8 protein-coding genes and 2 pseudogenes are annotated in these 7885 nt (G+C 50.0%); 6 read left to right on the top strand and 4 right to left on the bottom strand.

Annotation, left to right across the window (positions count from 1 at the left end):
- The 3 genes and pseudogenes from leuD to ilvB form a co-directional block, all read left to right on the top strand.
- Positions 1-207, top strand: a pseudogene (gene leuD, locus H0Z23_RS08235) (3-isopropylmalate dehydratase small subunit); the annotation flags it as partial.
- Positions 204-1340 (top strand): isocitrate/isopropylmalate family dehydrogenase, encoded by a 1137-nt coding sequence (locus H0Z23_RS08230; RefSeq protein ID WP_296868964.1) that lies wholly within the window; start codon positions 204-206, stop codon positions 1338-1340. The pseudogene leuD and the gene H0Z23_RS08230, both read left to right, overlap by 4 nt.
- Before the next feature lie 17 nt (positions 1341-1357).
- Positions 1358-3040: a biosynthetic-type acetolactate synthase large subunit gene (ilvB, locus tag H0Z23_RS08225; RefSeq protein WP_296868963.1), complete on the top strand. Its 1683-nt coding sequence runs from the start codon at positions 1358-1360 to the stop codon at positions 3038-3040.
- A 34-nt stretch (positions 3041-3074) separates the two neighbouring features.
- Here ilvB and H0Z23_RS08220 read toward each other — a convergent pair whose 3' ends face one another.
- The 4 genes from H0Z23_RS08220 to H0Z23_RS08205 all read right to left on the bottom strand — a co-directional run bounded on the left by H0Z23_RS08220 (position 3075) and on the right by H0Z23_RS08205 (position 6173).
- On the bottom strand, positions 3075-3641 hold the full coding sequence (locus tag H0Z23_RS08220; protein ID WP_296868962.1) for a chemotaxis protein CheW: 567 nt from the start codon (positions 3639-3641) through the stop codon (positions 3075-3077).
- A gap of 22 nt (positions 3642-3663) precedes the next feature.
- Positions 3664-4455, bottom strand: a complete 792-nt coding sequence (gene flgG / locus H0Z23_RS08215) for a flagellar basal-body rod protein FlgG (protein WP_296868961.1) — start codon at positions 4453-4455, stop codon at positions 3664-3666.
- A gap of 32 nt (positions 4456-4487) precedes the next feature.
- Entirely contained in the window at positions 4488-4925 is a 438-nt protein-coding gene (locus tag H0Z23_RS08210) for a DUF327 family protein (RefSeq protein ID WP_296868960.1), read from the bottom strand.
- Positions 4926-5015: 90 nt separating this feature from the next.
- Positions 5016-6173 carry a hypothetical protein gene (locus H0Z23_RS08205; RefSeq protein ID WP_296868959.1) on the bottom strand — a complete coding sequence of 386 codons (1158 nt, stop codon included), beginning with the start codon at positions 6171-6173 and terminating at the stop codon, positions 5016-5018.
- Positions 6174-6305: 132 nt separating this feature from the next.
- Between H0Z23_RS08205 and H0Z23_RS08200 the strand changes: the two genes are divergently transcribed.
- The 3 genes and pseudogenes from H0Z23_RS08200 to H0Z23_RS08190 all read left to right on the top strand — a co-directional run.
- Positions 6306-6797 (top strand): flagellar assembly protein FliW, encoded by a 492-nt coding sequence (locus tag H0Z23_RS08200; protein WP_296868958.1) that lies wholly within the window; start codon positions 6306-6308, stop codon positions 6795-6797.
- The gene (locus H0Z23_RS08195; RefSeq protein WP_296868957.1) at positions 6797-7087 is read left to right on the top strand and encodes a carbon storage regulator; all 291 of its coding nucleotides are present in this window, start codon (positions 6797-6799) and stop codon (positions 7085-7087) included. The genes H0Z23_RS08200 and H0Z23_RS08195 overlap by 1 nt, the downstream gene beginning before the upstream one ends.
- A gap of 247 nt (positions 7088-7334) precedes the next feature.
- Positions 7335-7885, top strand: a pseudogene (locus H0Z23_RS08190) (flagellin); the annotation flags it as partial.

Raw genomic sequence — 7885 nt, 5'->3', positions numbered from 1 at the left:
ATACTAGAATGCCCTGAAGCTGCAGGGGCCATAAAACAAGGCGACGAGCTAGAGGTCGACCTGTCAAAGGGAAAGATAAAGAATCTTTCCACCGGGCAAAGCTGGAACGTCCCTCCTCTTCCTGATTTCCTTCAGGACCTGATGGAAAAGGGAGGACTGGTGAACTGGGTCAGAGAGAGACTCAAAAGGGAGGACATTGCCAAATGACCGAAAAGGGAACAAGACATTACAAGATAGCGTGCATAAAGGGCGACGGCATCGGCCCTGAAGTAATAAATGAAGCTATCAAGGTAACTGAAAAGGCGGCTGAAATGTTCGGCTTCACCGTGGAGTGGACTGACTTGCCATACGGAGCCAGACATTACCTTGAAACTGGCGAAGTGCTGCCAGATGAAGCTTTGAACGTAATAGAAAAGCACCATGCCCTTCTTTTGGGAGCCATAGGCGACCCTTCCGTGAAGCCAGGCATCCTGGAACAGGGAATACTCCTTAAGCTGCGGTTTCATTTTGATCAGTACGTCAACCTCAGGCCCGCAAAAAGTTTTCCACAGGTGCCGCTGCCGGTGAAAGCCGATGCCGTAGACATAGTGGTAGTCAGAGAAAACACAGAAGACTTCTACATAGGCCTTGGGGGAAGGTGGAATGAGGGTCAGGGAGAATGTAACCTGAACCTTGAAAGAAATAGTTACAACATGACAGGTCACCTTAAGTTGGAGCTTACACCATCATACTCTGCAGCAGCCCAGGTAGGCGTAGCTACAGAAGGTGCCGTTCGCAGGATAACCGCATATGCCTGCAAAACAGCAAGAGCCAGAGGCGAAGATACAATAACCTTGGCATCCAAGTCCAACGCCCTCTCGTGGATATACGGGTTCTGGGAGGATGTATCAAAGGACGAAGCCGAAAAACACGGGATGAAGCTACAGGTGGCAAACGTGGATGCCCTGTGCTACCACCTGGTCCGGGACCCGTCGAAGTGGGGAGTGATACTCACCCCCAACATGTTCGGCGACATCGTAAGCGACCTTTTGGCCGGCATAGCTGGAGGATTAGGGGTAGCTGCTGGAGCCAACATCGGTGACGGCCTTTCCATGTTTGAGCCCGTCCACGGTTCCGCACCGGACATTGCAGGAACGGGCAAGGCAAACCCCGTAGCAGCCATCCTCTCAGCGGGATTGATGCTACAACACCTGGGTGAAGAAGAGGCATCAAAAGCGGTAGAAAAGGCTGTAAGAAGCTATCTTGAAGGAGCCTCCAAAGAAAAACTGCCTTGGGAATTCGGGGGTCAAGCATCAACTGAAACAGTAGGAGACTGGATCGCCAAGGAGATCCAGCCATAGGAAGGGAGAGATTTATTATGAAAATGACCGGAGCCCAGATGATCACAAAAGCCCTGGAAGCTGAAGGAGTAGAGTATGTATTCGGCATACCTGGAGGAGCTGTAATTCCTCTTTACGATGCCCTTTACGATGCGCCATTCAAGGTGATATTGACCAGACATGAGCAGGCCGCATGCCATGCTGCCGATGGCTACGCCCGCACAAATGGGAAGGTTGGAGTATGCATAGCCACATCAGGGCCCGGTGCAACTAATATAATGACGGGCCTGGCTAACGCCCACATGGATTCTGTACCGCTGGTGGTTATAACCGGCCAGGTAGCCACAAGTGCCATAGGAACCGACGGCTTCCAGGAAGCAGACATTTATGGCTGTTCTTTGCCCCTTGTAAAGCACAGCTTCCTGGTGAGATCCGTAGAGGAACTGCCTCAAGCCTTAAGGTCTGCTTTCATCATAGCATCCACAAGGCGCACAGGCCCTGTTCTCGTGGATATTCCGGTTAACGTACAGAAGGCATTGGGCGATTTCAATTATCCAGAGACCGTAAAATTTCCAGGGTATGACCCGAGCATGCCCGCGGAAACGAAGGGGCTTGATGAGGCAGCGTCCTTGCTGGAAAAGTCCGAAAGACCAGTGATCCTTGCAGGTGGAGGATGCAACAACCTTCCAGCATCTGCAAGGCTAATAGAGCTGGCGAAGAAGGCCCACTGCCCCGTTACCACCACTTTGATGGGCAAAGGGGCCTTCCCCGAAACTGACCCGCTGGCCCTGGGAATGGCCGGAATGCACGGAACTCCCCAGGCAAATGTGGCTCTCACGGAGGCAGATCTGGTCATAGCGGTTGGAACACGATTCAGCGACAGGACCACAGGTGACAGAAAGACATTCGCATCAAAGGCCAAAATGGTGCATATAGACATCGACGCTGCAGAGCTTGGGAAAAATGTAAAACCTTACATTGCCGTAAGGTGCCATGCCGAGCTGGCATTAAAGGCCCTTTCCGAGGCCGTAGAAGGGAAAAACAAAAGCCCAAAAGAAAAATGGGTTGAGTACATAGAAAACATCAAGAAAGACTTTCCTCCCGAACCTGTGGCAAAAGGCGGCGTAGATCCCAGGGAAGCCATAAAGATACTCAGGAAACTGATGGCTCCTGAGGAATACTTAATAACGGAAGTAGGCCAGCACCAGATGTGGGCAGCCCTCCACTGGAAAGCCGTAAAGCCCAGGACGTTCATTACATCCGGAGGCTTAGGGACCATGGGATTTGGCCTTCCGGCAGCCATAGGCACAGCATTCGCCCAAAAAAGCCAGGTTACGTGTATTTCTGGAGATGGGAGCTTCTTCATGAACATGCAGGAGCTTGAAACCTGCGCCAGGTATAACTTGCCGGTGCGCCTCATAGTCCTCAATAACTGCAGCCTGGGCATGGTGCGCCAGTGGCAGGAGCTCTTCTGGGAAGAAAGGTACGCCAGCACCTGTGTGCCTCAAGCGTGCTCCATAGCAGAAGTGGCACGAGTGATGGGCTTTTCATCGTGGGTGGTAAAGGACAACAGCGACCTTGAAATGACCTTCAAAGATGCCTTCAACACCAACGGCCCGGCGCTAGTGGAATGCATGGTGCCTACCCAGGAAAAGGTCTTCCCAATGGTGCCCCCAGGCGGGAAGATAGATAAGTTCATATACCCTGAGAGCCAAGACTAACAAAGAGTGGAGGGCCGCTTTTTCAGGCCCTCCGCTATTTTTCTGCCTCACTTTCTTCATTTGCGAAAGTTTCGAGGTCTGCTTCCTCAAAGGCCTTCTTGCTCAATTTAAGGTTCTCTAGCTTAAAGGCCCTTATTATCTTCTCAAAATTCGGCAAGAGGACGTTTTCTCCCTCCTGCTTAATTACACACGTGAGATGTTCGCCCAAAAATGATTCTCTCAAGGTGAAGTCCATCTGCTTCTCTGATATTTCGTAAATTCTCCTCACAGAGTCAACAGCTACGGCCACCTTTATATTTCCTTCCTCTTTCAACTCAAGAATTATCAATTTTTTATCTTTCAGTTCGACATCGGAAGAAATTCTCAAAAAGACCGCCAGATCAATTACCGGAATAATCTCTCCCCGTATGGTGCATACTCCCAAAAATGAAGGAGGTGTGTGAGGCACGGGCCTTATCTCCTGGAACCTCAATATTTCCCTAACCAGGTCAACTTCCACAGCAAAAGTCTGGTCTCCAAGCTCAAATACTATAATTTTATGCTTTTGTTCCCTTTCTGCAGAACTAGCTTCAGTTACTTTACCGTTAGCATCAAAACTCACAAGGAATCACCCCTGATCTTTATTAGCCTTTCTTCATGGAATTAGCTATAGCTAAAAGGTCATCAGCCGTCTGTATGGCCTTTGAACTGGCCTCATAGGCCCTTTGGGCCTCTATCATGCTCACCATCTCATCAACGACCTGGACGTTGCTCATCTCCAGCGCCCCTTGGACTATGGAGCCCAGGCCCTCCTCGCCAGGAACAGCGACTATCGGCGCACCGCTGGCGTCCGTCTCCACGAATAAGCTGTTCCCCTTTGCCAAAAGGCCTGCCGGATTTATGAACCGCGCCAACTCTATCTGGCCTATTTCCTGCCCCTGAGGGTCACCCTGTACCTTGACAGAAACTACGCCGGTTTCACTTATCATTATCTCTTCCGCATCATCTGGAATAACGATGGCTGGTTCCAAAAGGTAACCGTCGGTCGTCACTATTTGCCCATCACCATCGACCTTGAAGGCCCCATTTCTGGTGTAAGCTATTGAACCATCCGGCATGGTAACCTGGAAGAAACCATCTCCTGAGATCATTAGGTCCAAAGGATTTTCCGTCACTTGGACAGTGCCCTGGCTCATCATTCTGGGTGTACCTACAACCCTGCTGCCAAGCCCTACCTGAACGCCTGTAGGTACCGTAGAGCCGGGCTCCACTGGCGCTCCAGGCTCCCTGTCCACCTGATATAGGAGGTCCTCAAAATCGGCCCTCTGCTTTTTGAAGCCTGCGGTGTTAACGTTGGCAAGGTTGTTGGCCACAACGTCCAGGTTAGTCTGCTGAGCCTTCATTCCTGTTGCCGACGACCAAAGCGCTCTTAGCATACCTTCCACTTCCCCCCGTCAATGTTTATCCATTAAACCAAAAGGGACACCAAGCATCCCTTAATCTCATCTGTCAACTTCATTATCTTTGTCCTCTTGCCCTCCCTGGATAAGACCCTTTCAAGCTGCGAGAGCCCTTCCTGAACCCTGGTTATCAACTTAAAGGCCGCACCGGAAGCCATGGAGAACTCCTGCCTTATGGCAAGCATCCCCTGCGCCTGTTCCAAGAGCTCCCTTACAATGCTCCTGTATTCGTCCAGCACCCTTTGAGATGGGAACCTGAACAGCTTATCTGCTGCATTATCCAGTTTCTCCAGGAGCACCTTTGATTCTGCCTTTACAAGCTTCTCCTCAAAAGGAAAACCAGCACCGCTATCCCTGCCTTTTATTTTCTTGCTCATAGGCAGGGAAGAGTCGTTTGCAGGGCTTTTTACGCTAATTCCTATTCCTGAAGAAAAGTTGCCGTTCATGTCGTATGTCCCCACGCTCCAAGCCGTCTTCTATATATGTTTTCGGTTTACCTGCCGCATTACTGAACCCTAGCATGTATGAGGAAAAAACTACTTCAAAGCTCCAATCAGCCAGCCGGAAGATACCTTTTCCATTTTGAGCCTCACGGACCTTAAGGTCCGTACAAACAGTATCTTAGGAGCATATGCAAGGACCACCTCGTCAGGGTCGTCCTGCCTTTTGATCTCATATTTTAAAGGAAACTTCGTGGGCAAAAATTTGTTCTCCAAAAATTTCCCCAGCTCTTCAGCAGAGCCGAGCTGCATCTTAAAATTATCGGAGAGCAGGGAGTACATTTCCTGCAGGTCTCCAGCTTGCCAGGCCTTGAGGAATTTATCCAGGAGCTTTTCCCTCTCGTAGCCTACAGGCTGTTTTTTCTCGTTTTCAGGCAATGTGGCTTTCGCAGAAACCGGAGAAGGCTTTGCATCTTTATCTTCTCCTTGCTTTTTCTCTTCTGCCAAAGCAAACATGAGGTCATCCAACCTTTTTCGCAGCATATCCCTTTGAGATGTCACTTCCTCCAGCATTTTTTCAAGCTTTTCCCTCTCTGCTATCCATTCTTTTTTTGCCTCTTCCACTGCAGCCTTTTTCGCATCCTCCAAGGAAATGCGCGCCTTTTGTTCCTCGGTCATGAGGTTTGCTGTTTGCTTTCTCTTTAATTCCTCCGCTATTTCCTCCCGAAGGCGGGTCTTCATGTCGTCAGGAAACTCAAAGACCAACTCAGGCATATTTTTTCTCTTTAAGACCAACTTGAACTGCCCATCCACTTTTGGAAAGAACACCAGCCCCTGGACCAGATCTGAGATGGGAGAATCAAACACCTTATCGTATGACGCCGGAGGAAAACGCGTCCCGTCCTCTTTTTCCAGGAAAAATGACTTGGAAAGAGGGGCAAAACTTAGGCCCTTGGCGCCGTAAACGTATACACTGAGCAAAACAGGCGTCGAAGTGTCCATCCTGAGGGTCTTTCTGAAGTCCTCGGCTATCTTCCCCGTCGGATCTCCGTTCCCGCCAGTCACTTCCATAACCCAGGGTTCAACCATGTAGTCAGGGTAGTGCACTACCCATGCTAAAAAGCCCTTGCCCCACCGAAAGGCAGTGCGGTCATCCAACAGCTCCTCCACTGTTGTAGAAGCTGCAAAAGCTGCACAGGAAGCAGTAATAATGAATAGTGTAGCAAGAAAGACGCGCAAAGATGCTCTTTTCAAGGCAGCCCCTCCGTTTTAAAGATAAAGACGATTCTTGTATCTTATTCTTTTAGAATATGATTTTACCAAAAAAATGGTAGAATAATGGCATATTCTGCGACTGGATACAAAATCAGAGGAGGCACAGGCTGCATGGGCATAAAGTTGAAGACTGTCATCATGGGAGAAATTGAAGTAGATGAAGAGGCTATAATAACCTTCCCTAATGGGCTGCCTGGATTTCCCGGAGCCAAAAGATGGGTTTTCGCAGGAAACGACGAGGAAACCATCAAGTGGTTGATATGTGTGGACTGCGGCCATATATGTCTCCCTGTAGCGCCTCCTGAGGTAGTTGACCCAAACTATTCCCCTCATATTCCCATTGAAAACCTGGAAAGGCTTCAGCTTAAGGACATAAGAGATGCAGTATTAATGGTTATATTGAACCTCCCCCGGGAGAAACCCTGGAGAGGTACGGCCAATTTACTCGCGCCTTTGGTGCTCAACCCCACCTTGCGTCTTGGGGAGCAGGTTGTCCTGCTGGACGAACGCTACAGCGTACACACGCCTCTTCTCTCGGAAGAAGAGCGCGCCAGGATCGAAGCTTCCCTGCAGCCTGAGGGGCAACAGGGCGGTGAAGAATAATGCTGGTTTTGACGAGACGCAAGGACGAAAGCATAGTCATAGATGTGGCAGGTGGGATAGAGATAACCGTCATAGAGGCAAACAATAATTTCGTACGTCTGGGAATAAAGGCCCCAAGGTCGATCAACATCTGGAGAAAAGAGATCCTGCTGGAAGTTACCGACGCAAACAAGGCTGCTGCTTCCACGGCGGTGAAGGATTTGGACGTTTTGGAGTCCCTTTTGAAGAAACGCCCCAGCCGCGCTAAAAGAGGGGAAGACAAAAAAGATGGGGAGCCAACAACCAGTTGAAGGAATAGTACCTATAAGCTCTATTGAAGAATCTTCTCAGCTAAGCCAGTATGGCTATGGAGAAGATGTCTTCGCCTATTTTGATGAGCTGTTAGAAAAATTTCCTTCTTTTGTTGTTTGGCAAACGTATTTCTCTTATCTTTTCAATAGAGGGACAAAAGCAAGCCGGCAGCTTTTGTCATCGGTCCCTGAGGGGACAAAAAATTCCATGGATGGAAATTCAAAAGAACAGGGAGGTTTGAGTAGCATGCGTATTTATCACAACATCAACTCTATGGTAACCCAGAACAGCTTGAGGACCAATGAGCACGGTCTCTCCAGGTCGCTCACCAGGCTCTCCACAGGCCTTCGCATCAACAGCGCCGCTGACGACGCGGCGGGGTTGGCGATATCGGAGAAGATGAGAGCCCAGACTGCAGGCCTGGACAAGGCGATAAGCAACTCTCAGGACGGCATTTCGCTTATTCAGACTGCTGAGGGCGCCTTGAACGAGACCCAGTCCATCCTCCAGAGGATGAGGGAGCTGTCCGTCCAGGCAGCCAACGACACTCTAACGGCCAACGACCGCCAGGCGATCCAGTCGGAAATTGACCAGCTCACCGAGGAGCTCGACAGGATTTCCGACACCACCACCTTCAACACCAAAAAACTCCTTGACGGCTCTGCTTCTGCAATAACGTCCACCGACAAGTCCACCACCAAGGTGTACGCAAGGGGGACGGTGACCAATGAGGGCAACTACAAGATCTCCGTGGACCTCTTGCAGGCGGGCACCGCTCAAGTTCAGGCTTCCAACGT

It is taken from the genome of Thermovirga sp. (genome assembly GCF_017656375.1).
Lineage (GTDB): Bacteria > Synergistota > Synergistia > Synergistales > Thermovirgaceae > Thermovirga.
This window is presented reverse-complemented; position numbering and strand designations above follow the sequence as displayed.